Source organism: Sphingomonas sp. LR60, from assembly GCF_036855935.1.
Classification (GTDB): Bacteria; Pseudomonadota; Alphaproteobacteria; order Sphingomonadales; family Sphingomonadaceae; genus Sphingomonas.
Genome location: NZ_JASPFK010000001.1, coordinates 781,512 through 807,129, shown reverse-complemented (window position 1 = coordinate 807,129; position 25,618 = coordinate 781,512). Strand labels below are relative to the sequence as shown.

Below are 25,618 nucleotides of genomic sequence, written 5' to 3'. Positions count from 1 at the left end.
ATTGCGGCTTTGTGTAATATTTCTGTGCTTGGGCGCGGACCTTCACCTGTGGCACAAACCCGCGATGGCCACCGACCCGATCGCCGCCCGGCTTGCCGCCTCGCCCGGTTTCCAGCGGCTGCCTAGCCCCAAGCTGACGCTGTTCATCAAACGCGCGTTCCTGTCGCCCGATGCGTGTGCGCATCTGGTCGATTTGATCGACATCGGCCGTCGCCCGTCGACGATCGCCGATCCGAACGGCGACACCGCGTTCCGCACCAGCGAGACCTGCGACCTGCCCGCGACCAATCCGGTGGTGGCGGAGGTGGATGCGGCGCTGGCGGGCGCGACGGGGCTCGACCCGCTGCACGGCGAGCCGGTCCAGGGGCAACGCTATGCCGTGGGGCAGGAGTTCAAGGCGCATACCGATTATTTCGAGCCGAACGGCGCGGATTTCGCGCGCTATTGCAGCGTCGCGGGCAATCGCACCTGGACCGCGATGATCTATCTCAACGAGCCCGAGGCGGGCGGCGCGACGCGGTTCAAGGCGGTCGACAAGACGATCCAGCCCGAGCTGGGCAAGCTGGTCTGCTGGAACAATTGCCGCCCCGACGGCACGCTCAACCCGGCGACGATCCATCACGGGATGAAGGTGCGCGCCGGGACCAAATATATCATCACCAAATGGTATCGCGAGCGCGCCTGGGGGTGGTGAAAGACGACCAAGCGTGGCCGCCTTTCTTCCGTCATTGCGAGCGTAGCGAAGCAATCCAGGGCGTCCTGGTCCGGCCCTGGATTGCTTCGCTACGCTCGCAATGACGAATTGTTTGCTTCCTCCGTACGGTAGCCGGCGCTGCGAGACGAAAGCGCCGGCCCTCCGGCTTAGAAGGTCACGCTGGCGCCGAGCGTGAACAGCCGGCCGAGGCGGTAGTTGTTGATGTCGACGCGGTTGCCGCCCTCGAAGATCTGGAACTCCTGATAACGCGTGCCGGTCAGGTTGCGCATCTCGGCCTTGATCTCGACCTTCTTGCTCATGAAATCGACGGTCTGTCGCGCGACGAAGTCGAGGCGGATGCCCGGCTTTTCGATGATGTCGGGCTGGAAGCCGGCACCGCCGAGCAGCGACGGGCCGCGGTTGGTCACGCGCTCGCTGGCGTAGTTGAACAAGAGCGTCGCCTGCGTGCCATTGTCCTTGTCCTCGAACCCGAGTTGCAGGTTGACGAGGTGGTCGGACTGGCCGGTGAGCGGCGCGCCGTTGCGGAACAGGCTGGCGGCGGGCGCGAAATTGGCTTGGCAGCCGCCGAGCGTCGTCCCTTCCAGCACGCCGGGCACGCAGGTGCGATCGGCGGTGAGCGCCGAATGCGTCCAGGTATAGTTCGCGATCACCACCGCGCGCTTGCCCGCCATGCCTTCGGAGATGAAGTCGAGCGGGATGTACTTCTGCGCTTCGATCTCGGCGCCGTACAGCTTGGCGCGCGGCAGGTTGGTGAACCCGGTCTGGAGGCGGGCATCGGGGGTCGGGAAGAAGCCGACCTGCTCGATCGGATTGTCGATCCGCTTGTAGAAGCCGGCGAGCGTGATCCGCTGGTCACGCGCGAAGAACCATTCGTAACGCGCCTCGAGATTGTAGAGCTGCGAGTCCTTCAGCCGCGGGTTGCCGAAGAACAGGCGATCCGATTCGAAGTCGCGGAACGCCTGCGGGGCCAGCTCGCGGAACTGCGGGCGCGCGAGCGTCTTCGACGCGGCGAGGCGCAGCTGCATGTCCTGCGCGAAATTCCACGTCAGCGTCGCGCCCGGGAGGAAGTAATCGTTCTTCAGACGCGTGCCGGTCGCATTGATCGGGGTGACGCGCTGCGTCGCGGTTTCGTAGCGGACGCCGATGATCGCGCGGACGCCGTCGAACGCCTCCGCCTCGGCCTGCACATAGCCGGCGTGGACGCGCAGCAGCGCGTCATAGGCGTATGAGCCGTTCTGTCCGGCGTCGAAGCGCATCTGCACCGCGGTGTCGGTCGGGCTGCCCGCACCCGGCACCGGACAGCCGTTCACCACATCGGGCGACAGCAGGTAATCGGGGCGGAACAGATTGCACGGGAACGGGATCGCACCGCCCGCGACCGTCTGGTAGGTGAACGGCAGACGCGTCGAGGTCCGCTCGTTCTCCGAATAATAATAGCCCGCGGACAAGGTCATCGGGCGCTCGCCCTGGAACTTGTACGCGACGTCCGCCTGACCCGAATAGAGGTTCTCGTTCAGCTCGCTGAACACCACCGTCGCGAAGCGGTCGAAGGCGTTGGTCGCCTGCCACACGCCCGGGCAGCTCACCCCGGTGTCGGACACCGGCGCATTGCTGAGGTCGGTGTTGAGCGAGGTGTTGCAGAGATAGATGAACTGCCGCTCGTACGGCGAATTGCGCTGCGAATTGGCATAGGCGCCGCGCAGGTCGATCGAGAGATCCTGCACCGGCTTGAACTCGCCGACCAGCTGCGTCTCGATCAGCTTGCGCTCGAACCAGCTGGTGTTCTGCTGGAACAGCGGGTTGCCGCTGGAATTGTTGTACACGGTCGCCGCCGAGGCGCGCCCCTGCTTGAGCGTGTCGTGGATATAGACGTTGGTCCAGCGGATCTTGTTCTCGCCGAATTCCGCGCCGAAACCGAGCAGCCCGTTCACCACCGCGCGATTGTCGGTGATGACGGTCTGGAAATCGTTGCGGAGCGTGCCGTCGTTGCTGACGGTGTCCTGCTGCACCGCATCGCGGGTGCGCCAGTTGTTCGACACGCCGACGCTGCCGATCAGGCCGACGCGCGTTCCGCCGATGTCGCCGGTGACGCCGAGATCGAGGCTGCCGGAGTAGTTGGCGGGAATGTCGCTGTTGCGCTGGAGCAGCGTCGTCCGTGCGTTCGACAGTTGCAGCACCTGCGCGCTGGGGATCACGCCATTGCCGAGCGGCGCCTGCTTGATGAAATCGGGAACGTTGCGCTCGCCGCCGTCATAGCCGAGCCAGTCGGTCTTCGATCCGAAATAGGTATAGCCGAGCCGTCCGGTCGTCTCGGTATCGATCCCGCCCGAGGCGCCGACCGTGAAGAAATTCTCGTCCGGGATCGCCTTCGTCGTCAGGTTGATGACGCCGCCGCCGAACTCGCCGGGATAATTGACCGAATAGGTCTTCTGGACCAGCGCGGAGCCGACCACCGTCGTCGGGAAGATATCGAGCGGAACGGTGCGGCGCAGCGGTTCGGGGCTGGGCAGCGGCGAACCGTTGAGCAGCGCCGACGAATAGCGATCGCCCAGACCGCGCACGAACACATAGCCGTTGCCGACCACCGACAGGCCGGTGACGCGGGTCAGCGCGCCGGCGATATCACCCTCACCCGTGCGGGCGATATCCGCGCTAGACAGCACGTTGACGACCTGCGCCGTGGCGCGGACCGCATTCGGGATGTTGCGTCCGACCACGACGATGTCGCCAGCGGTGCTGGCGTCGACGCCGGGCGCGGAGATTTCCGCCTGATCGTCCGCACCGCCCGGCACGGCATCCTGCGTCGCCTCCGCCTGACGGTCTGCGGATGTCGCCGGGCCGGGCGACGTGGTGCTGGTCTGCGGCGGGCCGGCCGGCGCCGACGGAGCGGGAGCGACCTGCGCCAGCGCCGCGGGGGCGACCAGCGTGGTCGTCAGGAGAAGAAGCGTGGCGAGGTTGCGCTGGCGCATGGTCGGGTGTTCCGATCGGAGGTCATAAAGCGTGCCCGGGGTGGCGCGATCAGGCGCTCCCCGGGCTCCGCCGAGCATCACGAGGGGCTTAAGGGCGCCTCAGCGGCCCTGGCACTGGAAGTAGACCGAGTTGAAGGTCGGCGGGCCGACGTCCTGCAACGCGCTGTTCGCGGGGCGGATCGTCGTGCGCGTGTCGCCCGAGCCCGCACCTGCGATCAGGTTGAGGCACGCCGCGCCCGACTGCGTCTTCACGATGCCGTTGACGAAGGCGAAGTCCGCGCCGCCGCGCAGACGGATCGCGGCCGGGGCCGAGTTCGTCTGGATGAAGGTGAAGTTGGCGTAGCGGCCGTAGGTGCGCGGCAGCAGGTCCTCGGCACCGTTCGAGTCGATCTCGGTCGCGAACGAGTCGGCGGTCGAGCCGCCGGCCTTCTGCGCGGCGATGATGAACTGCATGAACCCGCGCCAGCCGTTGTCGACGTCGAAGCCGTCGTCATCGGCGCCGGTGACCACGAAATACTTCAGGTTGGTGGTGCCACCGAAGATCTCGATGCCGTCGTCGGCCGAATTGTGGCTCTGGACGTGATCGATGATCGTGCCCGAGCCGGTGCCGCCGAGCGTCAGGCCCTGCAACTCGTTGCCCTCGCTGATCGCGATGCCGGTGTAGCGGATCTGGACGTACTGCATCGTGCCCGAGCTGTCGGCGGCTTCGGTACCGCCGTACAGGCGACCGGTCACACCCTCGATCTGCTGCTGACACGGCGCGGACGCGCCCGCCGAGGTACCATCGGCGGTGTTCGGGCCGGTGCCGGTGGCGCAGACCGCGGTCGGCGCCTTGCCGAGCAGGATCACGCCGCCCCACAGGCCCTGCGACGAGTCCGACACGCCGTTGTTGGCGAGGTTCTGCTGCGCGGTGAAGATGATCGGCGCATCGGCAGTGCCGACCGCGTTGATCTTGCTGCCGCGGTTGACGAGCACGACGTCGTTCGACGTCTCGGTCGAGTCCGCCGCCAGCACGACGCCCGGCTGGATCGTCAGCGTCGCCGCCGCACCGCCGTCGACGCCGACTTCGGTCAGGCCGCGGAAGCGGTAGACGAGGCCGGGCACCTTCGCGAGCGTCAGGTCGGCCGAGATGACCGAAGGCAGGCGGCAATAGCGGAAGGTCGCCGGGTTGCTGGCCGTGTTCGACGTGTTGAGGCCATCATCCGTCAGACCGGTCGGGCACGACGCCGCCGGGGTGCCGGTGCCGATCGAGGGCACCGCGGTGCACGACCCGCTGTTGAGGAAGGTCGCGCTCGACGAATTGCAGGTCCAGCCCGAGAAGGAATTGTCGTTCGGGCCGCTGAGCGCGCCGACGAAGCTGGTGTTCTGGATGAACGCCGTGTTGTCCAGCACCGTCTGCGGGTTGCTGGCGGTGGTGAGCGAGGTGCCGCTGACCGGATAGACGCCGTTCAGCGTCGTGCCGAAGCCCTGAAGGTTGTTGTTCTGCCCGGCGTTGACCAGCGCGACCTGCTCGTCGGCGGTGATGCTGACGCCGTTGACGGTGGTCGACAGCGCGAATTGCGAAGCGGTCAGCGGGGTCGGCGTCGCGGTGCCCGTCGGGGTCGGCGTCGGGGCCGGCTGATTGATCGTGACGGGGATGCTGCCCGCGCCCGGCGACGCCACGTCATCCGCACCGCACGACGCCAGCAACAGGGCGGCACTGGATGCCAGCAGCATGTGGCTGCGGCGGCTGAAGCTGACCATGAACTCACTCCCTTCGAGATACGGACCCTTCCCAAGGCCCCGATCAGAGTCGGACCTGACTGTCCGCTCGATCGTCGAGAGCGCCGCTAGGCGTTGAGGATGACAGCTGAATGCGATTTGGGAGACGGTTGCGTGACGCCACCGTTACGGTTGCGTGACATGTGCGAGGATGGGACGTGTTTACCGCGCCGTCTTTCAGCAACTTACGTCATTCACGCGCAGGCGGGAAGCTGGACGATCAAGTCTCATGAAGATCGTCCGCCGACGTCATGCGACGAACGTCGAGAAGGTCGAAGCCCGATCGGGTGCCCTCCACTCTCACCCGACGACCGCACAGGCGCCAGGCGGCCAGCCAGCCGACATCGAGCTGCCACACCCCGCCGCCGTCCATGTCGAGCGCATGACCGAACCGCGTCCGTCGCAACGTGCCAGTGAGAACATGCCGGGTGCCGCGTGGCATCGCCCGTCTCCCCGGAAGTCCGATGCGGTACGCCCCCGCTATCGACTTCACACCTGATCCCTTGGTGATCGGGGAGTTAGTACACCGGCAAAAGTCGGCCCTGCGGCCTTTGGGCTAGAAGCCTTGGACATACGCCACAGGCTCCCCGACCAGAAGGGTCAGGAAGTGTGACGCTGTTGCGGTCAGCATCTACCGGTCACATCGGGGGTACTAATCCCCGGAAGCCGTGCGTGGTGGCTCCGAGAGTTATATTGAATATTGCACCGTCGCGCGCAACCGCGCGCAGGCGACGCCAAGCGGTTCCGGTTGCGTGACCTGTGCGGCGGCTAGACTGCAAACGGCGGCGGCAGCCCCGTCGTCATACCCGCGCAGGCGGGAAGCCAAAAGCATGGCTCTCCGAGCTTGTGCTCCTGCGGAGGCAGGAGCCCAGGGCCGAGCAGAGTAACGCCTTGTGGCGCCCGGAACCCTGGGCTCCTGCTTTCGCAGGAGCACGGCAAGAGGTGTTCGCAGAGGTTCGGAGTTTGATCCAGTTGGCTTGAGCCATTCTCCTTCGGACCCCGGCGAAGGCCGGGACCCAGTTAAGAAGGTCAGCGAGATGAAGCGCGACGTGACCCAGCAGCGTCCCCCAACTGGGCCCCGGCCTTCGCCGGAGAACACTTCAGCTTGATGGATCACCCCATAGCGGGCGCGGGGATGACGACGGCAGGGAGTGGGCGTCACGGAACCAGCGACGAACGCCATCGTCCAGGACGCGAAAAGCCCCGCCGGATCATCATGACCGGGCGGGGCTTTCGGGCCGTGGATGGTGGGCGCGACAGGGATTGAACCTGTGACCCCACCCGTGTGAAGGGTGTGCTCTACCGCTGAGCTACGCGCCCATCCGCTGGCGGAGCGGCGCAATTACGCAAGCCCCCCGCCCTGTCCAGAGCAAATCCGCCTCAGTTCAGCGAATCCTTCAGCACCTTGCCGGCCTTGAACTTCGGCTGGCTCGACGCCTTGATCGTCATCGGTTCGCCGGTGCGCGGGTTGCGCCCGGTGGAGGCCTTGCGCTTGCTGACCGCGAACGTTCCGAAGCCGACGAGGCGGACCTCGTCCCCCTTCTTCAGGCAACCCGAGATGGTGTCGAACACCGCCTCGACCGCGCGGCTCGCCTCGTTCTTCCCCAGTCCGGCGACCGTCGCAACCTGCGCGATCAGTTCCTGCTTGTTCATCCGCAAAACCCCACTTTCAGAATGTCGTTACAGATATGGAATGGATTCGCGGATTGAAGCCCGCACCATCCCATTAACGCGCGCCCCCGCCACCGAGTCAAACGAAACCGCCGTACCGGATCAACGGTACGGCGGAGACGTGAAACAAAAACCCAGTTAAATTAGTGGTGAAGCTCACCACCGACCGGCGCGATCGGCGCCGGCGGCAGGGCCGCGAGTTCATCGGCTTCGGTCCAGTCGATCGCCTCGAGCGGCCGCACCAGCGCGAGCCGCAGCACCTCGTCGACGTGCGCGACCGGCACGATCTTCAGCCCGTCACGGATGTTCTGTGGGATCTCGGCGAGGTCCTTTTCATTCTCCTTGGGGATCAGCACCGTCTCGATTCCGCCGCGCAACGCCGCGAGCAGCTTCTCCTTGAGGCCCCCGATCGGCAGCACGCGCCCGCGCAGCGTCACCTCGCCGGTCATCGCCACTTCCTTGCGGACCGGAATGCCGGTCAGCGTCGAGACGATCGAGGTGACCAGCCCGATGCCCGCCGACGGGCCGTCCTTCGGCACCGCACCTTCGGGCAAGTGGATGTGGATGTCCTTGCGGTGGAACAGGCTGGGCTTGATCCCGAACGACGGCGAGCGCGCCTGGACGAACGAGAAGGCGGCCTGCACCGATTCCTTCATCACGTCGCCGAGCTTGCCGGTGACCTTCGCCTGTCCCTTTCCGGGAACGGTAACGCTTTCGATCGTCAACAATTCGCCGCCGACCTCGGTCCAGGCCAGCCCGGTGACCGCGCCGATCTGGTCCTCGGTCTCCGACAGGCCGTGGCGGAACTTCAGCACCCCGGCGTAATCGGAGAGATTGTCGGGCGTGATCGTCACGCTCTCCGCCTTGCCCTCGAGGATCTGGCGCAGCGCCTTGCGGCACAGCTTGGCGATCTCGCGCTCCAGCGTGCGGACGCCAGCCTCGCGGGTGTAGCGCTGGATCAGCGCGCGCAGCCCCTCGTTGGTGAGCGTGAACTCACCCGGCTTCAGGCCGTGCGCCTCGATCTGCTTGTCGACCAGATGCCGCTCGGCGATCTCGACCTTCTCGTCCTCGGTATACCCCTCCAGCCGGATGATCTCCATGCGGTCGAGCAGCGGCTGCGGCAGGTTGAGCGAATTGGCGGTGCAGACGAACATCACGTCCGAGAGGTCGATATCGATCTCGAGATAATGGTCGTTGAACTTGGCATTCTGCTCCGGGTCGAGCACTTCGAGGAGCGCCGAGGCGGGATCGCCGCGGAAATCCTGGCCGAGCTTGTCGATCTCATCGAGCAGGAACAGCGGGTTGCTGGCGCCGGCCTTCTTGAGGTTGGTCACCACCTTACCGGGCAACGAGCCGATGTAGGTGCGGCGGTGGCCACGAATCTCGGCCTCGTCGCGCACGCCGCCCAGCGACTGGCGGATGAACTCGCGCCCGGTCGCCTTGGCGATCGACTTGCCGAGGCTGGTCTTGCCGACGCCCGGCGGACCGACGAGGCACAGGATCGGCCCCTTCAGCTTGTTGGTGCGCGCCTGTACCGCGAGGTACTCGACGATCCGGTCTTTGACCTTCTCCAGCGCGTAATGATCCTCGTTGAGGATCGCCTCGGCGGCGGGGATGTCCTTCTTGATCTTGCTCTTCTTGCCCCATGGCAGGCCGAGCAGCACGTCGAGATAGTTGCGCACGACGGTCGCCTCGGCGCTCATCGGCGCCATGGTCTTGAGCTTCTTCAGCTCGGCGGTCGCCTTGGTGCGCGCCTCCTTCGACAGCTTGAGCGTGGCGATCTTCTGGGTCAGCTCGGCGATCTCGTCGCCCTCGCCTTCCTCGCCCTCATTGCCCAGCTCGCGCTGGATCGCCTTCAACTGCTCGTTGAGGTAATATTCGCGCTGCGTCTTCTCCATCTGGCGCTTGACGCGGCTCTTGATCTTCTTCTCGACCTGCAGGACGCCCAGCTCGCCTTCCATCAGCGCATAGGCCATCTCCAGCCGCTTGAGCGGATCGGCCTCCATCAGCAGCGCCTGCTTCTCGGCGACCTTGACCTGGATATTGCCCGCGACCGTATCCGACAGCCGCCCGGCGACGTCGATTTCGCCAAGCTGCGCGGCGAGTTCGGCGGGCAGCTTGCGGTTGAGCTTGGCATAATTCTCGAACTGGTCGACGACCGAGCGCATCAGCGCCGCCGCCTCCGGCCCCTCGACCTCGGCGTCAAGCACCGGCTCGACCGCGGCGGTCAGATACTCGCCGCCCTCCTCCAGCGTCTCCAGCGTCGCGCGCGCCTTGCCTTCGACCAGCACGCGGACGGTGCCATCGGGCAACTTGAGCAATTGCAACACCGTCGCGGTGACGCCCATCGTATAGAGATCGTCACGCGCAGGATCGTCCTCGGCCGGATCAAGCTGCGCGACGAGGAATATTTCCTTGTCGGCCGCCATCGCGGCTTCCAGCGCGGCGACCGACTTGTCGCGCCCGACGAACAGCGGCACGATCATATGCGGGAAGACGACGATGTCGCGAAGCGGCAGAACGGGGAAAGCAGACGTCATGGATACTCCGGTGCCGCCGGTCGGGGGCGGCCTACCCTCTTTATATGGTGCGTTCGGGCGCGGCATCAATCTTCTGCTCGCGCTGGCCCTCCCCGCCCCGCTCGCCGCCGCGCAATTGCCCGGGAAGGGCGAACCGCCGATCAGCGAACAGACGCAGCTTTCGGGTGGGGTGCGGCCGAATGGACAGGCCGAGCTGAGCCTGCGATCCGCCGACCTCTCGTTCGCCCCCGATCCGGCCATGCGGCGGATGGTGGCCCGCGCGACGCTCGTCGTCGCAGCCAGGCGCGACGTGGCGGCGATCACGCTCGACCTCGATTCGAACTATCAGGTGCGATCGGTGACGGTCGATGGCAGGCCGGTGCGCGCGCAGCGGCCGGACGGGCAGATCGTCGTGGCGCGGGCGCTGGCGCGGGGAAAGCAGGTGTCGATCGCGATCGCCTATGACGGCACCCCGCACGTCGCGGTCAACGCGCCGTGGGACGACGGGATGGTATGGTCGCAGACCCCCGACGGTCGCCCGTGGGTCGCGAGCACGACCGAGGGCTATGGGTGCGACCTGTTGTGGCCCTGCCTCGACTTTCCGACCGGCGAGCCCGACGTGGCCACGCTCCACATCACCGCGCCGAAGGGATTGAAGGCGCCGTCCAATGGCCGATTGCTGGGGGTGGACACGCTGCCCGATGGGCGCACCGTCTGGCACTGGCGCGCACGCCAGCCGAACACTTATGCGATCGCGATCAACATCGGGCCGTATGAGGTGATCGAGGGCAGCTACAAGAGCCGCTTCGGCAACACGATCCCCTTGTTCTACTGGCATCTGCCCGGCGAGGGTGCGCAGGCGCGGAAGCTGTTCGACGAGTTCGCGCCGACGCTCGACTTTTTCGAAAGCGTGATCGGCCCCTATCCCTTTGGCGACGAGAAGCTGGGCGTGGTCGAGACGCCGCACAAGGGCATGGAGCACCAGACGATCAACGCCTACGGCAACGATTATGCCAAGGCGCCGGAGGGGTTCGACTGGCTATTCCAGCACGAGTTCAGCCACGAATGGTTCGCCAATCAGTTGACCGCCGCAAACTGGGACGATTATTGGCTGCACGAGGGGTTCGGCAGCTACATGCAGCCGCTCTACGGCCAGTGGCGCGAGGGCGACGCACGCTATGCGGTGATGCTGGAGGCGCAGCGCAACCAGATTGCCAATCGCGCCCCGATTGTCCGCGATCGCGTGCTGACCGAGGAAGAAGTCTACGAGCCGAGCAAGGGCGGTGCGGGCACCGACATCTATTACAAGGGATCGTGGACGCTTCATACGCTGCGCTGGCTGATCGGCGACCGGGCGTTTTTCGATGCGGTGCGGCGGCTCGTCTATGGCCGGCGCGATCCGAAGCCGGGCAATTTCACGCCGCGCTACAACTCTACCCGCGAATTCGAGGCGATCGTTGGCGAGGAAAGCAAGCGCGACCTGTCGTGGTTTTTCGACACCTATCTGCGCGATCGTGCGTTGCCCGAACTGGTGACGACGCGTGACAGCGACACGCTTCGGCTGGGCTGGCGGACGGAGCGAGCGCGCGTGTTCGCGATGCCGGTCGAACTGACCGTCGATGGCGTGATGCGGCGCGTCGAGATGCCGAACGGGACCGCGACGATCGCGGTGCCGGCCGGCGCGCATGTGGTGATCGATCCTGCGGCGCGCATCCTGCGTCGCTCGGTGGCGGTGGAGGACTATCAGCAATGGCGACAACAGCAGCAGAAACCCCGCTGACCGCGCGCGTGGTCGAAATGGCGGCGGTCTTCATGATCGGCGACGGGCTGCTCGGGCTGACGCAGACCGAGCGGCATACCGACCTGTGGAAGGAACGCGCCCTGGGCGCGGAGCGAACGGTGCGGCCGTTCGTCGGGCGGCCGGGGCGGCGGCGGCTGTACGCGCTGGTGCAGATCGCGGCGGGGTTGGCGCTTGCGGCACGACAGCGGGGATAGCGGCGCCATTCCCCTTCTCCGTTCGTGCTGAGGCGGCATTGAGCGACGTCAACATGCCGTCTCGAAGCAGCGTTGTCGCGCAGATCCTTCGAGACGAGGCTTCGACAGGCTCAGCCTCTCCTCAGGACGAACGGTCGGGTGGAAGCTACGGCACCACCGTCGTGAACAGATACACCGCGAAGATCACGAGATGCACCGCGCCTTGCAGCACGGTCGTCCGCCCGGTGCCAAGCGAGATCGTCGCGATGAACAGCGACAGCGCGAGCAGGATGATCTTCATCGCGCTAAGCCCGAGCGCGAGCGGCAGGTCGAGCACGAGGCTGACGATCGCGACCGCCGGGATCGTCAGCCCGATCGTCGCCAATGCCGAGCCGAGCGCGAGATTGAGGCTGGTCTGAATGCGGTTCCGTGCCGCGGCGCGATAGGCGGCGAGGCTTTCGGGGGCCAGCACCAGCGCCGCGATCACCACCCCGACCACCGCCAGCGGCAGCCCGGCGCCGAGCACGGCTTCCTCGACGGTCTGCGACAGCGCCTTCGCGAGCAGCACGACCGCGACCAGCGCGACGAGCAACGTCCCGAACGCCACGCCGGTGGTCACGCGGGTCGGCATTGCCGCGTGGCCGTCTTCATCGCCGTGTTCGGGAAGGAAATATTCGCGATGGCGCAGCGTCTGCACCATCACGAACATGCCGTAGAGGAACAGGCTGACCACTGCGACCAGCACCAGTTGCGACGTCGCGTAATAAGGCCCGGGCGTGGTGAGCGTGTAATTAGGCAGCACGAGCGTCAGCACCGCGAGCGCGGCGAGCGTGCAGAGCGCCGCGCTGACCCCGCGCAGCGTGAAGCGCTGCTCGCCATGCCGGACGCCACCGACCAGCAGGCACAGGCCGATGATGCCGTTGAGGATGATCATGATCGCCGCGAACACGGTATCGCGCGCCAGCGCCGAAGCGTCGCCCGCGTCCGAGAGCATCAGCGAGACGATCAGCGAGACCTCGATGACGGTCACCGCGATCGCGAGCACGAGCGTGCCGAACGGCTCACCGACGCGGTGCGCGACGACCTCGGCATGGTGGACCGCCGCGAGCACGCAGCCGAACAGCACGATCGTCGCGCCGATCGTGCCGACCGTCCCGAATTTGTAGAGCGACAGCAGGACGGTCAGCAGCCCGAGCGGCGGCATCGCCAGCGTCCACAACGGCAGATCGAGCCGGTGAAGCAGCAAACGGCGAACGTCGGCGGGTGGCAAGGCGTCGTCTTCGATGGTCATGCGATCTGGCGGGCTCCCTTCTCCCGACCAATGCATGACGCGCGGACATGATCCACGGGTGTAACGATTGCGCATAGCCGTGATCAGGAAGGCCATCGCAGGCGGCCGGGATCCACGACAAAGCTCGACTATGCTTTGAGCGTTACGTCGCCCCGGACTTGTTCCGGGGTCCACGGCTCGTCGCAATCGTCGGGCTCCGCGTTCGTGACCCGGTGGATGCGGGGACAAGGCCGGCATGACGGACGAGCGAAGCAACGAGTGGGCTCGCTCGAGCGGCGCGCCGTTAGCGTAACAATCGGGGTCCTCGGTCGAGCCCGGGACGACGTGGGTAGAGGGACGGACGAAGCCGACCGCTCTACCTACGCACTATCAAGTCAGGCGACCTCGCCGGCCTTCTTGCTCTTCTCGGCGTAGACGCGGACCGGGTCCTTGCGGCCTTCGACCACGTCCTTGTCGATCATCACCTCGTCGACCGAGTCCATTCCCGGCAGGTCGAACATCGTGTCGAGCAGGATAGCCTCGAGGATCGAACGCAGGCCACGCGCGCCGGTCTTGCGCTCGATCGCCTTCTTGGCGACCGTGACCAGCGCGTCGTCGGTGAAGCCGAGCTTGACCTCCTCCATCTCGAACAGCTTCTGATACTGCTTCACCAGCGCGTTCTTCGGCTCGGCGAGGATCTTGACCAGCGCCGGAATGTCGAGGTCCTCGAGCGTCGCAATGACCGGCAGACGGCCGACGAACTCGGGGATCAGCCCGAACTTGAGCAGATCCTCGGGCTCGGTCTGGCGCAGCACCTCGCCGGTGCGGCGCTCTTCCGGAGTCGCGACATAGGCGCCGAAGCCGATCGACTTGCCCTGCAGACGATCGCCGATGATCTTCTCGAGCCCCGAGAAGGCGCCGCCGCAGATGAACAGGATGTTCGTCGTGTCGACCTGCAGGAATTCCTGCTGCGGATGCTTGCGCCCGCCCTGCGGCGGCACGCTGGCGGTGGTGCCTTCCATCAGCTTGAGCAACGCCTGCTGGACGCCCTCGCCCGACACGTCGCGCGTGATCGAGGGGTTCTCGGCCTTGCGGCTGATCTTGTCGATCTCGTCGATGTAGACGATGCCGCGCTGCGCCCGCTCGACGTTATAGTCCGACGCCTGGAGCAGCTTGAGGATGATGTTCTCGACATCCTCGCCGACATAACCGGCCTCGGTCAGCGTGGTGGCGTCCGCCATCGTGAACGGCACGTCGAGGATCCGCGCGAGCGTCTGCGCGAGCAGCGTCTTGCCGCAGCCGGTGGGACCGACGAGCAGGATGTTGCTCTTCGCCAGCTCGACATCGGCGCCCTTCGCGCCATGGTTCAGCCGCTTGTAGTGATTGTGGACCGCCACCGACAGCACGCGCTTCGCCTGCTTCTGCCCGATGACGTAATCGTCGAGCACGTCGCAGATTTCCTGCGGAGTCGGCACGCCGCCGTCCTTCTTGGCGACCAGCGCGGACTTCGTCTCCTCGCGAATGATGTCGTTGCACAGCTCGACGCATTCGTCACAGATGAAGACGGTGGGTCCGGCGATCAGCTTGCGCACTTCGTGCTGCGACTTGCCGCAGAACGAGCAATAGAGGGTGCTCTTGCTATCGCCGCCACTAAGTTTCGTCATTCAGTCCATCCTTCGTCGCGGATCGTCGACCCGCCCTGTGCGCGGCGCAAGCTAACGCACCGCTGCTTAAGCAACAACGTACAAAGCGTCGTTGGCCGCCGCGCGGCGCGAAGGTCCCGCTTCACGCCGGCGCAGCGCCCTATATCGAACGTCCCGCGACGGGCTTCAAGGGCAGGCCCGGCGCGGTTCGTCGCGCAACCGCCATAGCAGGCAGGCGTAAGCAATTGGTATCGACGCGCGCCGTTCGCGCGCGTCGATCACCCTCAGGCCGCTGCTGCATCCTCGGCCGGCTGCGGCCGCTTGTCGAACACCTGATCGATCAGGCCGAACTCCTTGGCCTCATCGGCGCCCATGAACTTGTCGCGGTCCATCGCACGCTCGATCTCCTCGAGCGGCTTGCCGGTGTACTTGGCATAGAGCGTGTTGAGGAAGTGGCGCATCCGCAGGATCTCACGCGCCTGGATCTCGATATCGGCCGCCATGCCCTGCGCCCCGCCCGACGGCTGGTGGATCATGATGCGGCTGTTGGTCAGCGCGACGCGCATCCCCGGCTCACCGCTGGCGAGCAGGAAGCTGCCCATCGACGCGGCCTGACCGATGCAGACCGTGCCGACGCGCGGACGGATATATTGCATCGTGTCGTGGATCGCCATGCCCGCCGTGACGACGCCGCCCGGCGAGTTGATGTACATGTAGATGTCCTTCTTCGGATTTTCCGACTCGAGGAACAGCAACTGCGCGGTGATGAGGCTGGCCATGCCGTCCTCGACCCCCCGGTCACGAACACGATCCGCTCGCGCAGCAGGCGCGAGAAGATGTCGAACGACCGCTCGCCGCGGTTCGACTGCTCGATCACGATCGGCACCAACCCGGCCTGGGTCTGATGCAGCCCGAGCCCGGCGCTCGCCAGCTTGCCCGCGAAATCGCCGGTGTCGAACGGATTGTGCATGGAAACTCTCTTTTCGCTAAGGAAGAACCCGCAACATCGGTGCTTCCGCGAAACGGTTCAAGCCCCTTCGCTTACCCGGCCCGGCGCGGGGAGCTGCAAGTAGGCGAGCCGCCGCACCTCGCGCCGTCCGCGCACCACGGTGTCGAGGATCAACCCGGCGAAGAAGCAGAGCGCCGCGAGGATGATGAGCCCGGTGGTCAGAATCGCGGTCGGGAAACGCGGCACCAACCCGGTGTGCATGTAGGTGACGACCAGCGGCACCGCGAGGATCACCGCCAGCGCCGCGAGCAGCCCGCCAAATCCGCCGAAGAACCACAAGGGCCGCTCGATCCGGTAGAGCGTCGCGATCGTGCCGACGATCCGCCAGCCGTCGCGATAGGTACTCAGCTTCGATACCGATCCTTCGGGGCGCGCGAAATAGGGCGTCTCGACCTCGCCGACCGGCATCTTGAGCTCGAGCGCATGGACGCTGATCTCGGTCTCGATCTCGAACCCGACCGACAGCACCGGGAAGCTTTTCACGAAGCGACGCGAGAACACGCGGTATCCGGTCAGGATGTCGGTGAAGCTACGCCCGAACAGCCGCGTAAGCATGCCGGTCAGCAGCGCATTGCCGAGCCGATGCCCGCGGCGATAGGCGGCGGCGGCCTCGCCGATCCGGCAACCGACGACCATGTCGAGATGCTCGTCGAGCATCCGCGCGACCAGCGCAGGTGCGGCGCTGGCGTCATAGGTCGCGTCGCCGTCCGCCATCACATATACGTCGGCATCGACATCGGCGAACATCCGCCGCACCACCGCGCCCTTGCCCTGAATGCGTTCGGTGCGGACGATCGCGCCGGCCGCGGCAGCGCGCTCGCGGGTCTGGTCGCGGCTGTTGTTGTCGTAGACGTAGATCGCCGCATCGGGCAGCGCTGTGCGGAACGACGCGACGGTCTGCGCGATCGCCGCCTCTTCGTTATAGCACGGCAACAGCACCGCGATCCGCGGACCCGCGATCACCGCCGCTCGTCCTCGACAAAGCGCCCCTGCCGTGCCCGCAACACCGCCACCAGCGCGAAGAACACCGGCAGCCAGATCAACCGCCCTTGATAGCGATATTGCGGATCGGCGACCGCGCCGCCGAAGAAGCAGCAGACCAGCATCCCGATCCCGGTAATCACCAGCAGGCTGCGCATCAGCACGAACGCGTCGCGATCCCGGCGCGCGAGCATCGGCAGCATCGCCGCCAGCGCGAGCAGCGACGCAATCACCGCGGCATAGAGGATGCCGTTCATCAGGTCGCGCGGCCACGCATTGCGTCCGGACAGGCTGTGCAGGAAGCGCGCACGAACGACCGGCGGCAGGCTCTCCCAACAGCTCGGCCCGGTGCCGCAGCCCTGATTGAGCGCATCATAATCGATCCATAGCACCTGCTGGATCGTGTTGCGCGCCGATGCGGTGATCTGCTCGACCGGATAGGCGCGGAGCACAGCGAGCGCGAAGGCGACGTCCTCCTCGCCCATGATCCGGCGCTGCGTCGGCGTGGAAAGCATATAGGCGCCGTAGCGCGGATCGTCCGAGAACAGCCACGCGGCGTTGTTGTAGGGCTTGCCCATCGGAATGCGGCACGCCTCGAAGCGATTCCCCTCGCAGCCGGCCTCGATGAACTTCTGCCCCGGCCCGTCGGCGTAGAAGCGCGAGGTGAGCAACGGCAACAATTGCGGCGCGCGCCCCAGCGCCATGCGGGTGGCGAAGGTGGTCGCCTGCAACGCCAGCGCCGCGACGACGATCGTCCCGATCGCGGCAAACCAGGCGCGCGGGGGGACGCGCAGCCAGCCGAGCAACCGCAGCAGCACCAACGCGCCGGTCATGCCGAGCAACATCGTCAGATGCGTCAGATGCGCGATCGCCGACATCACCATCACCGCGACGAGGAACGCCACCTCCCACCGCCGCAGCCGCCCCGGCAGCGCGAGCAGCGCAAGCGCAAGCATCCCGAACGACGCAAAACCGTCTGCGAGCAACATGCTGTTATAGGTCGGCAAGCTGGTGGTGAGCGCGAGGACCAACGTCACCAGTGTCACGATCCCGGCCCGCGCCAGATCGAAGCGGCGCAACACCATGATAATGAGGAGGTAGGCGATCACCGCCTGCAAGAGCACGAAGGGCCAGAACCACCCGAGCACCCAGCCGGCATAGATCAGCGCGCCGATATACGGCGATCGCCCGCTCATCACGAGCCCGCTCTTCAAGTCGTTCGCGGTGTTGGAGTGCGCCGCCTCCGGCTTGATCGGGCGAGCGGACGGCGGCGTGGCGGGCGAAGGCCGCGCCGCCGGCAAGTCCTCGGCGTAGCGGGCCGTCCATGCCGTCGATATCGTCCGGCCCGAGGCGAGATGTACCGCAAGATCGGCAGCGCGGATGTAATTGGTGCTGTCAGGGAAGAAGAACGGTTGGCCGTTGACCAGCCCGGTCCACATCAGCGCCAGGATGCAGACGATGTGGCGGACGAGGTCGAGCGCGGGCGTGCGGTTACCGCGCGCCGCGACGTTCTGCCGCTCGCCTTCACCACCCATCGCCACATCCATCGCAAGCCCCTTGCCCACGCCTTCAGCGGCCGCGTCTAACAGTCGGAAGGAAGAGCGTCACGCACCTTCGTCCCGCGGCAATGGGACAGTCGGCGGCGCATGATCCTCGCGAGCGTCGCCGCCGCAAGGATCATGCGCGAACCGATCTTACTGGGCCTTCTTCGCGCGCGGCTTCTTCGCCGGAGCGGCGTCGGCGGCCTGCGTGCCCTCGGCTGCCTCAGCGGCCTCCGGGGACGATTCGGCGACCTGCGTCTCGGCCTCGACCGGCGCAGCAGCCTTCTTGGCGCGCGGCTTCTTCGCCGGCGCCGCCTCGGCTTCGGCAGCAGCGGGCTCGGTCACCGCGCCGGCATCCTCACCCTTGGCGACCGGCTTCTTGGCGGCGGCCTTCTTGGCGGGCTTCGCCTCGGCAGCGGCGTCGTCGCCTTCTGCGGCCGGTGCGGCCTTCTTCTTGGCGCGGCTCTGCTTGGGCTTGTGGTTGTCGTGATCGTGGCTGTGCGTGCCGGTCGCGAAACCGTCCTCGCTCTCGATCGCGGCTTCCAGCTCTTCCTTGGTCGTCTCGCGCTCGCTGATTTCGGCCTTGTCGAACAGGAAGTCGACGACCTTGTCCTCGTAAAGCGGCGCGCGGAGCTGTGCGGCGGCCATCGGGTCCTGCTGCACGTACTGGATGAAGCGCTGACGGTCCTCGGGGCCGTATTGCTGCGCCGCCTGCGAGAGCAGACGCTGCATTTCCGCCTGCGTCACTTCGACGCCGTTCGCCTGGCCGATCTCGCTCAGCAGCAGGCCGAGACGGACACGGCGCTCGGCGATCTTGCGGTAATCGTCGCGCTCCTTCTCCATTTCGTCGAGCGCGGCCTGCGGATCGGGCTCGTGCGTCGCTTCGTGCTGGAGCTGCTGCCAGATCTGGTTGAATTCGGCCTCGACCATCGACGGCGGCACTTCGAAGTCATGCCCCTCGGCCAGCTGGTCGAGCAGCTTGCGCTTCATATAGGTGCGCGTCAGGCCGTTGTTCTCCTGCTCGAACTGGCCCTTCACCAGCCCACGCAGCTGCTCGAGGCTCTCGAGACCGAGGCTCTTGGCCATCTCGTCGTCGATCTGGCTCTCGCCCGCGGTCTGCACCGACTTGATCGTCAGATCGAAGGTCGCGTCCTTGCCGGCCAGTTCCTTGGCGCCGTAATCCTCGGGGAAGGTCACCTTGATCTGGCGCTCTTCGCCCGCCTTTGCGCCGACGACCTGCTCCTCGAAGCCGGGGATCAGGCGACCCGCACCGATCTCGACCGCCATGTCGGTGCCGGTGCCGCCATCGAACGCCACGCCGTCCATGGTCTTGCCGACGAAGTCCATGATGACCTGATCGCCGGTTTCGGCGGCCTTGTCGCCCGCGTCTTCCCAGCGCTTCGCGCCGTCGGCGAAGCGCTTCAGCTGCTCGTCGATCGCCGATTCGTCGACCGGGACGGTGAGACGCTCGAGCTTCAGCCCTTCGATCGCGGGCGCCGGGACCTGCGGGAGCACTTCCAGCTCGACCTTCAGCTCGGCGTCCTTGCCGGACTCATAGCCCTCGACCAGCTCGACACTCGGCTGCATCGCGGGGCGAAGCTGCTTGTCGGCGATCAGCGCCTGGATGCCCTCCTGGATCGAGGTGTTCAGCGCGTCCTGCTCGATCGCGGGGCCGTGCATCTTCTTGACAAGATTGGTCGGCACCTTGCCCGGGCGGAAGCCCGGCATCTTGATCTGCGGCGCAACGCGCTTCAGCTCGGCATCGACCCGCTTGGCGATGTCGCCGGCGGGGATCGTCAGGGTGAAGGCGCGCTTCAGGCCCTCGTTCAGCGTCTCGACAGTCTGCATTGGCCGCTTTCGTCAGAAGAATTTTGTGAGTGGTGGCCAACCCCGCTTGCGCGGGGACTGGTGCGGGCGAAGGGAATCGAACCCCCACATCTTGCGATACCAGAACCTAAATCTGGCGCGTCTACCAGTTCCGCCACGCCCGCTAGTCGGACACCGCCGGTCGGCGGCATCTATACCGACGCGCGCGATGGGGCAAGCGGGCAACCCACGCTTCGACGGCGCGTTCATGGAGGGAAGGAGAAAAATGCCATGGCTACCAACCCCGGAGACCTTCCCGCCGACGTGCCGCAGCCGACTCAGCCGGCCACGCCCGACGCGCCTCCCCCGAAATCGTGCCGCCCGGCCCCGATATCGACGTTCCGGCCCCCGGTGCGCCGTCCCCTACGACCCTGAGCATCTGAAAGGCGCACGCCATGACCGAGAAGACGATCGATCCGATCCCGAACCGCGACGACGAGCGCCCCGACATCCAGCAGGCAGTCGAGGCGCGTAGCGACGCGGTCGCGCGCGGCGAAGGCGGCAAGGAACCGGCGCGCTTCACCGATACCGGCGAGTTCGACGGCAACAGCGGCACCGGCGGCGAGGTCAAGAACCAAGACCTGACGCAGCAGTAAGCCCGGTTTTTAAGAGCCTCGCGCCCGCATTTATCGGCGCTTCTCTTTCGTCGCCCCGGACTTGATCCGGGGCCCCGCCCCTTCGGACACCGCGGGAAGTCGGGATCCCGGATCAAGTCCGGGATGACGTAAGAGACGGGGTATTTGATGAAGATCGACGGGCACGACTGGCGGCATTCAGTCTTCGTGCGAGATGCCGTCGCCTTCGATCCTGAGCCACCGCTGCTTGTACTGCTCGAACACCGATGCGGTGAGGGACGGTAGTTCCGCCCCGGTCGCCTCGTCCGCAAACGCGCCGATCGGAATGGCGATCAACCCGTTCATACCTTCATTCGTATAGGCGATCGTTCCACCGCAGTCGCCGCACCAGCGATACCACGCCCGCCGACCGCTATCCGCCACCCGTTCCCAGACGTGAAAGTCCCCCGCGATCGTCACCCGATCGATCGGAAACCGCGCCTGTGCCGAGAAGGGACCGCCGGTGCGACGCTGGCAAGCGTGGCAGTGGCACGCAAACACACGAACCGGCGCGCCGATGCAGGTCGCGGTCAATTGACCACACCGGCAACGCGCGCGCCGCTCGATCGTCACCCCAGCGCCTTCTTCAGCAAATCGTTGACCACCGCGGGGTTGGCCTTGCCGCCCATCGCTTTCATCGTTTGCCCGACGAAGAAGCCGAACAGCGCGACCTTGCCGCTGCGATATTGCTCGAGCTGGCCGGGGTTCTTCGCCAGCACGTCGGCGATCACCGCCTCGATCGCGCCAGTGTCGCTGGTCTGCTTGAGCCCGCGCTCCTCGACGATCTTGCCCGGTGCGTCGCCGGTTTCCAGCATCGCCTCGAACACCTGCTTGGCAAGGCTGCCCGAGAGCGTGCCGTCCGCGACCAGCGCGAGCAGCTCTGCCGCCTGTCCCGGCGTGACCGGGCTGTCGCCGATCGACTTGCCGAGACGGTTGAGCGCGCCGAACAATTCGCTGGTCACCCAATTCGCCGCGGTGACCGGCTTGGCACCGGCGTCGAGCAGCGTGTCGAACCAGCGCGCGCTCTCGACCTCGGCGGTCAGCACCTGCGCATTGTACGGCGTGATCCCCAGCCCCTCGTAGCGCGCGCGCTTGACGTCGGGCAGTTCGGGCAGGCTCGTCCGGCATTCGTCGAGGAATGCGTCATCGAGTTCGAGCGGGAGCAGATCTGGATCGGGGAAGTAGCGGTAATCGTGCGCATCTTCTTTCGACCGCATCGAGCGTGTCGTGCCGCTGTCGGGGTTGAAGAGCCGCGTTTCCTGCACGATCGTGCCGCCGGCCTCCAGCACGTCGACCTGCCGTGCCGCCTCATGCTCGATCGCCTGCATAACGAAGCGGATCGAGTTGACGTTCTTGGTCTCGGTGCGGGTGCCGAATTCATCGCCGGGCTTGCGCACCGAGACGTTGACGTCGGCGCGCATCGAGCCCTGATCCATATTGCCGTCGCAGGACCCGACATACCGCAAGATCGAACGCAGCTTGGTCAGATACGCGCCGGCCTCGGCGGGCGAGCGCATGTCGGGGCGGCTGACGATCTCCATCAGCGCGACGCCGGAGCGGTTGAGGTCGACATAGGAGCGGGTCGGATGCTGGTCGTGCATCAGCTTGCCGGCGTCCTGCTCGACGTGGATCCGCTCGACTCCGATCGTCTTGGTGTCGTCGCCGACCTCGATCTCGACCGCGCCCTCACCGACCAACGGGTGATAAAGCTGCGAGATCTGATAGCCTTGCGGCAGATCGGCGTAGAAATAGTTCTTGCGGTCGAACCGCGACCATTTGTTGATCTGCGCGTCGATCGCCATGCCGGTGCGCACCGCCTGACGGATGCACTCGCGGTTGGGGACCGGCAGCATTCCCGGCATCGCGGCGTCGACCAGCGACACCTGCGTATTCGGCTCGGCGCCGAAGGTGGTGGCGGCGCCGGAGAACAATTTGGCATTGCTGGACACCTGCGCATGGACTTCGAGGCCGATCACGACCTCCCAATCGCCGGTGGCGCCCTTGATGCGGAACGGGGTGGATGCGTCAGCCATGTTTCGTCTTTCTTACCACCACTTAGCCGGACGCGCCGTGAAACCGGCGCGTTCCTCGAGCGCCAGTGCGGCGTTGAGGACGCCCTGTTCGTCGAGCGGCTTGCCGATGACCTGCAGGCCGAGCGGAAGTCCCGCCGCGTCGACACCGCCCGGTACACTCATCGCCGGAAGGCCCGCGAGGCTGGAAGGGACAGTGAATACATCGTTGAGATACATGGCCAAAGGATCGGCCGACTTCTCGCCGAGCGCAAAGGCCGCCGACGGCGCGGTGGGGGTCAGAAGCACGTCGCAGACGTCCCAGGCGCGCTCGAAATCGCGCGCGATCAGCGTGCGGACCTTCTGCGCCTGTGTGTAGTACGCATCGTAGAAGCCCGCCGAGAGCACGTAGGTGCCGATCAGGATGCGGCGCTTGACCTCGTTGCCGAAGCCTTCGGCGCGCGTCCGTGCGTACATCTCCTGCAAATTAGCCCCCTCCGGAAGGTCGCGGAGCCCGTATCGGACGCCATCGTAGCGCGCGAGGTTCGACGAAGCCTCCGCCGGTGCGATGATGTAATAAGCGGGCAGCGCGTACTTGGTGTGCGGCAGCGAGACGTCGACGATCTCGGCGCCGGCATCCTTCAGCCACGCGATCCCCTGCTGCCAGAGCGCCTCGATCTCGGCGGGCATCCCGTCGACGCGATACTCCTTGGGGATGCCGACGCGCTTGCCGGCGAGCGAGGCGTTGAGCTGCGCTTCCCAGTTCGGGACCGGCAGATCGAGCGAGGTCGCATCCTTCGCGTCGAAGCCGGCCATCGCCTCCAGCATGATCGCGCAGTCGCGGACGTCGCGCGCCATCGGCCCGGCCTGATCGAGCGACGAGGCGAAGGCGATCGTGCCCCAGCGCGAGCAGCGGCCGTAGGTGGGCTTGATCCCCGAAATGCCGACGAATGCCGCCGGCTGGCGGATCGAGCCGCCGGTGTCGGTGCCGGTCGCACCCGGCGCCAAGCGCGCCGCGACCGCCGAGGACGAACCGCCCGACGACCCGCCGGGCGCGAGCGGCGCGTTGCCGCCGTCGTTGCGCCGCCACGGGCTGATGACGTTGCCGAAGTAGCTGGTCTCGTTCGACGAGCCCATCGCGAACTGATCGAGGTTCAGCTTGCCGAGCATCCCCGCACCGGCGTTCCACAGGTTCTGCGACACCGTCGACTCATACTCGGGCGTGAAGCCTTCGAGGATGTGGCTGGCCGCCGTGGTCGGCACGCCCTTGGTGCAGAACAGGTCCTTCATCCCGATCGGCACGCCGGCCATCGGCTTCAGCACCTCGCCGGCCGCGCGCGCGGCATCGGCGGCGTCGGCGGCGGCGAGCGCATGTTCGGGGGTTTCGACGAGGAAGGCGTTGAGCGGCTTCGCGGCGGCGACCGCGGCGTTGAACGCCTCGGCTACCTCACGCGCGGAGAAGTCGCCGTCGCGCACGCCGTTGCGGATCGCGGCGATGCCCAGATCGGTGAGTGCGGTCATTATTCGATCACCTTGGGCACAGTGAAGAAGCCGTGTTCGGCCTGCGGTGCATTGGCGAGCACCTTCTCGCGGACGCCGCCGTCGGTGACGACGTCGTCGCGCAGCCGCAAGTGATTGGGGATCACGGCGGTCATCGGATCGACCCCGGCGGTGTCGACCTCGCCCAGCTGCTCGATCCAGTCGAGGATGTTGCCGAGTTCGGGCGCGAGCCGGGCGGCTTCGTCGTCGGTGATGGCGATGCGGGCGAGGCCGGCGATGCGCCTAACGGTTGCAGTGTCAACGGACATGCCGCCGCCGCTACCACCCGGCGGCCCGATCTTGCAACACGCCTGACACGGTTGCGTATGGCGCATTCCTGAGGCACCAGCTTTGCGGTTGCGGACCCGGCGCTTTTGCTGCACCGCACAATGGTGACGCTCTTTTGGCCCGCAAATTCCTCTATGTCGTCGTCGCATTGATCGTGCTGGCGACTGCTGCTGCCTTTGCCTATCGCTTGTGGGGCGTCGGAATGATGCGGATGGCGATGGTCCCGGGCGAGTCGTTCCGCGACCAGCAGCAATTGAGCGCCAAGGATTATGCGCCCGATTCGATGTGGCTGGCGCGGCCTTCGCTCGCGCGCAATCCTGCCTTGTGGACGCCGGCTGGCTATACGCCGCGCAAGGCCCCCGGCGGCGCGGCGGTGTTCTTCATCCACCCGACCTCCTATCTCACTCGCGCGCACTGGAACGCACCGCTGGCCGACCAGGAGGCGAACAACCGCGCCGCCTTGTTCCTGCGCGGCCAGGCGAGCGCGTTCAACGACGCGGGCGAGATCTGGGCGCCGCGCTATCGTCAGGCGACGTTCGGTGCGTTCCTGACCGACCAGCGCGCCGCCGAGCAGGCGCTGGCGCTGGCATATGGCGACATCCTCGCCGCCTTCGATGCGTTTCTGGCCGAAGCCGGGCCGACGCGGCCGATCATCCTTGCGGGCCATAGCCAGGGCGCGTTGCACCTGACGCATCTGCTCAAGGATCGCGTCGCCGGCACGCCGCTCGCGAAGCGCATCGTCGCGGCCTATGTCGTCGGCTGGCCGGTATCGACGACCAATGACCTGCCCGCGCTCGGGCTGCCGGCGTGCGAACGCGCCGACCAGCGCGGGTGCGTGCTCTCGTGGCAAACCTTCGCCGAACCCGCCGATCCGTCGCTGATCCTCGACAATTACGATCGCTCGACCGGGTTCGACGGCAGGCCGCGGCGCGGCACGCAGATGCTGTGCACCAACCCGCTGACCGGCACGCCCGACGCCGCCGCGCCGGCAAGCGCCAACCTGGGGACGTTGTTCCCCAATTCGACGCTGAGCGACGCGCGGATCGAGGCGGGGCGGATCGGCGCGAAGTGCGGCGGCCGCGGGCTGCTGCTGATCGGCTCGCCGCCCGACGTCGGGCCCTACACGCTGCCCGGCAACAATTATCACGTCTATGATTACAGCCTGTTCTGGGCGAACGTCCGTGCCGATGCCGCGCGGCGGATGGCGGCGCAGGGATGACGCGTGACGTTAGATTTCCGACGCCGTTCG

The 25,618-nt window shown here is 66.4% G+C and carries 19 protein-coding genes, 2 tRNA genes and 1 pseudogene; 5 read left to right on the top strand and 17 right to left on the bottom strand.

Features of this window, described 5'->3' with window-relative positions; translation table 11 throughout:
- Positions 1-64 precede the first annotated feature (64 nt).
- The gene (locus QP166_RS03730) at positions 65-694 is read left to right on the top strand and encodes a prolyl hydroxylase family protein (RefSeq protein WP_333914689.1); all 630 of its coding nucleotides are present in this window, start codon (positions 65-67) and stop codon (positions 692-694) included.
- A 167-nt stretch (positions 695-861) separates the two neighbouring features.
- On the opposite strand, the gene QP166_RS03725 is transcribed toward QP166_RS03730, so the two are convergent.
- The 6 genes from QP166_RS03725 to lon form a co-directional block, all read right to left on the bottom strand.
- Positions 862-3,684 (bottom strand): TonB-dependent receptor domain-containing protein, encoded by a 2,823-nt coding sequence (locus tag QP166_RS03725; RefSeq protein ID WP_333914688.1) that lies wholly within the window; start codon positions 3,682-3,684, stop codon positions 862-864.
- 99 nt (positions 3,685-3,783) lie between these two features.
- Positions 3,784-5,427 carry a hypothetical protein gene (locus tag QP166_RS03720; RefSeq protein ID WP_333914687.1) on the bottom strand — a complete coding sequence of 548 codons (1,644 nt, stop codon included), beginning with the start codon at positions 5,425-5,427 and terminating at the stop codon, positions 3,784-3,786.
- Positions 5,428-5,665: 238 nt separating this feature from the next.
- The gene (locus QP166_RS03715) at positions 5,666-5,887 is read right to left on the bottom strand and encodes a DUF5818 domain-containing protein (protein WP_333914686.1); all 222 of its coding nucleotides are present in this window, start codon (positions 5,885-5,887) and stop codon (positions 5,666-5,668) included.
- An 803-nt stretch (positions 5,888-6,690) separates the two neighbouring features.
- Positions 6,691-6,765, bottom strand: a tRNA-Val gene (locus tag QP166_RS03710).
- A gap of 60 nt (positions 6,766-6,825) precedes the next feature.
- On the bottom strand, positions 6,826-7,098 hold the full coding sequence (locus QP166_RS03705; RefSeq protein ID WP_333914685.1) for an HU family DNA-binding protein: 273 nt from the start codon (positions 7,096-7,098) through the stop codon (positions 6,826-6,828).
- Positions 7,099-7,259: 161 nt separating this feature from the next.
- Positions 7,260-9,656 (bottom strand): endopeptidase La, encoded by a 2,397-nt coding sequence (gene lon, locus QP166_RS03700; protein WP_333914684.1) that lies wholly within the window; start codon positions 9,654-9,656, stop codon positions 7,260-7,262.
- On the opposite strand from lon, the gene QP166_RS03695 reads away from it, so the two are divergent.
- A complete protein-coding gene (locus QP166_RS03695; RefSeq protein WP_333914683.1) occupies positions 9,655-11,415 on the top strand; it encodes a M1 family metallopeptidase in 1,761 nt (586 codons plus the stop codon). The genes lon and QP166_RS03695 overlap by 2 nt on opposite strands.
- Positions 11,385-11,630, top strand: a complete 246-nt coding sequence (locus QP166_RS03690; protein WP_333914682.1) for a hypothetical protein — start codon at positions 11,385-11,387, stop codon at positions 11,628-11,630. Before QP166_RS03695 ends, QP166_RS03690 begins: the two co-directional genes overlap by 31 nt.
- Positions 11,631-11,775: 145 nt before the next feature.
- On the opposite strand, the gene QP166_RS03685 is transcribed toward QP166_RS03690, so the two are convergent.
- The 7 genes and pseudogenes from QP166_RS03685 to QP166_RS03655 form a co-directional block, all read right to left on the bottom strand.
- Positions 11,776-12,900 carry a calcium:proton antiporter gene (locus QP166_RS03685; RefSeq protein WP_333914681.1) on the bottom strand — a complete coding sequence of 375 codons (1,125 nt, stop codon included), beginning with the start codon at positions 12,898-12,900 and terminating at the stop codon, positions 11,776-11,778.
- Between the two features lie 374 nt (positions 12,901-13,274).
- The gene (clpX, locus tag QP166_RS03680) at positions 13,275-14,543 is read right to left on the bottom strand and encodes an ATP-dependent Clp protease ATP-binding subunit ClpX (protein ID WP_333914680.1); all 1,269 of its coding nucleotides are present in this window, start codon (positions 14,541-14,543) and stop codon (positions 13,275-13,277) included.
- 263 nt (positions 14,544-14,806) lie between these two features.
- Positions 14,807-15,492 (bottom strand): annotated as a pseudogene (clpP, locus tag QP166_RS03675) (ATP-dependent Clp endopeptidase proteolytic subunit ClpP).
- Positions 15,493-15,549: 57 nt separating this feature from the next.
- On the bottom strand, positions 15,550-16,494 hold the full coding sequence (locus tag QP166_RS03670; RefSeq protein ID WP_443027182.1) for a glycosyltransferase family 2 protein: 945 nt from the start codon (positions 16,492-16,494) through the stop codon (positions 15,550-15,552).
- Positions 16,491-18,059 (bottom strand): hypothetical protein, encoded by a 1,569-nt coding sequence (locus QP166_RS03665; protein WP_333914679.1) that lies wholly within the window; start codon positions 18,057-18,059, stop codon positions 16,491-16,493. Before QP166_RS03665 ends, QP166_RS03670 begins: the two co-directional genes overlap by 4 nt.
- A 147-nt stretch (positions 18,060-18,206) precedes the next feature.
- The gene (gene tig, locus QP166_RS03660) at positions 18,207-19,901 is read right to left on the bottom strand and encodes a trigger factor (protein WP_333914678.1); all 1,695 of its coding nucleotides are present in this window, start codon (positions 19,899-19,901) and stop codon (positions 18,207-18,209) included.
- 58 nt (positions 19,902-19,959) lie between these two features.
- Positions 19,960-20,044: transfer RNA gene (locus tag QP166_RS03655), tRNA-Leu, on the bottom strand.
- Between the two features lie 270 nt (positions 20,045-20,314).
- Between QP166_RS03655 and QP166_RS03650 the strand changes: the two genes are divergently transcribed.
- On the top strand, positions 20,315-20,515 hold the full coding sequence (locus tag QP166_RS03650) for a hypothetical protein (protein ID WP_159758995.1): 201 nt from the start codon (positions 20,315-20,317) through the stop codon (positions 20,513-20,515).
- 177 nt (positions 20,516-20,692) lie between these two features.
- On the opposite strand, the gene QP166_RS03645 is transcribed toward QP166_RS03650, so the two are convergent.
- The 4 genes from QP166_RS03645 to gatC are packed head-to-tail and all read right to left on the bottom strand — an operon-like array spanning position 20,693 to position 24,350.
- Positions 20,693-21,106: a GFA family protein gene (locus QP166_RS03645; protein ID WP_333914677.1), complete on the bottom strand. Its 414-nt coding sequence runs from the start codon at positions 21,104-21,106 to the stop codon at positions 20,693-20,695.
- Positions 21,103-22,566, bottom strand: coding sequence for an Asp-tRNA(Asn)/Glu-tRNA(Gln) amidotransferase subunit GatB (gene gatB / locus QP166_RS03640; protein WP_333914676.1), 1,464 nt, complete (start codon positions 22,564-22,566; stop codon positions 21,103-21,105). The genes QP166_RS03645 and gatB overlap by 4 nt, the downstream gene beginning before the upstream one ends.
- 12 nt (positions 22,567-22,578) lie before the next feature.
- Positions 22,579-24,063 carry an Asp-tRNA(Asn)/Glu-tRNA(Gln) amidotransferase subunit GatA gene (gatA, locus tag QP166_RS03635; protein WP_333914675.1) on the bottom strand — a complete coding sequence of 495 codons (1,485 nt, stop codon included), beginning with the start codon at positions 24,061-24,063 and terminating at the stop codon, positions 22,579-22,581.
- Complete coding sequence (gene gatC / locus QP166_RS03630) at positions 24,063-24,350, bottom strand: Asp-tRNA(Asn)/Glu-tRNA(Gln) amidotransferase subunit GatC (protein ID WP_333914674.1); 288 nt, start codon at positions 24,348-24,350, stop codon at positions 24,063-24,065. Before gatC ends, gatA begins: the two co-directional genes overlap by 1 nt.
- Before the next feature lie 134 nt (positions 24,351-24,484).
- Here gatC and QP166_RS03625 point away from each other — a divergent pair, with 134 nt between their 5' ends.
- Complete coding sequence (locus QP166_RS03625; RefSeq protein WP_333914673.1) at positions 24,485-25,588, top strand: DUF3089 domain-containing protein; 1,104 nt, start codon at positions 24,485-24,487, stop codon at positions 25,586-25,588.
- Positions 25,589-25,618 lie beyond the last annotated feature (30 nt).